The sequence below is a fragment of the Streptomyces toxytricini genome (assembly GCF_014649915.1).
In the GTDB taxonomy this organism is placed as follows: Bacteria; Actinomycetota; Actinomycetes; order Streptomycetales; family Streptomycetaceae; genus Streptomyces; species Streptomyces toxytricini.
The window spans coordinates 76,827-77,741 of record NZ_BMTY01000003.1 but is presented as its reverse complement, the minus strand read 5'-3'; the positions used below and the strand labels follow the sequence as shown (position 1 = coordinate 77,741).

Here is a 915-nt window from a genome sequence, read left to right as displayed (position 1 = left end):
GCTGGTTCTGGGGGCGGCGTTCGTGCCGATGCTCGCCACCGGCGCGGCCGGCGGGGCGGGCACGTTCTCCAACATCAGGGGCGCCTACGGCTCCGGGACCGCGCTCGGCGCGGTCGCCGCGGGCGAGGGCGCGACTGCCGTGCTGGCGATCGTGCTGCTCGGCCTGACGCTGCTGGGGCAGTCGGCGCCGCTGGTCATCCGGGCGGGGCTGTGGGCTCTTCCCGCGGCCGCATCGGCGATGTCGGCGATGGCCGCCACCACGCCGGGCGAGATGGTCATCTACGCCCTGACCCCGCTGGGCATGACCGCCAGTGCGGAGGGCGCCGCGTTCCTCGCCCGGCGGATCGTCGTCTACCGCGACGGCCGCGACGCCGAGGCCGAACGCCGCGCCGCCGAAGTGGTCCAGGCAATGGCCTACCACCGGGCCCGCGCGGCGAACCACCCGGACGAGAAGGTGCGGCGCAAGTCCGACCTTGAGTCGTGGAAGCTGGCGCGGAAGGTCGGCGCCGGTGACCTCGCCTTGGGCGAGAAGCTGCTCGACGTCCAGCGCGACCAGCTCACCGCCGGCGCGCAGGCGGCCCTGTCCGCCATGTTCGCCCTTGCCCCGACCGCCCCGGCCGACCGGGTTCTTCCGGTCGGACCGGTCGAGTCCGGGAGCGGGGTGACGGTGGAGCTGGAGGTCGACCGGTCCACCCGACCGATCGACCCCGTAAATGCGGAGGAACCGGAACAGACCGGTACGGAACGGTTGACCTCTGACCAGCCGCTTCCCGCCCTTGCCCCCGCCCCAGCCGACCTGCTGCCGGTCGAGGAGGAGGAATCCACCCCGCCCGCTGCGGTCAGGTCGACCGGTCGGGCCGTCATGCGGGCCGTCGCCGCTGAGCAGTCGACCCGGCCCGCGCGCGTCACCCGCCG

General features: G+C 74.5%; 1 protein-coding gene. It reads left to right on the top strand.

The genetic code is table 11. The features are described from left to right. Position 1 precedes the first annotated feature (1 nt). Positions 2–915: conjugal transfer protein (locus IE170_RS04390; protein ID WP_229884591.1), on the top strand; the 914-nt coding region annotated here is incomplete at its 3' end.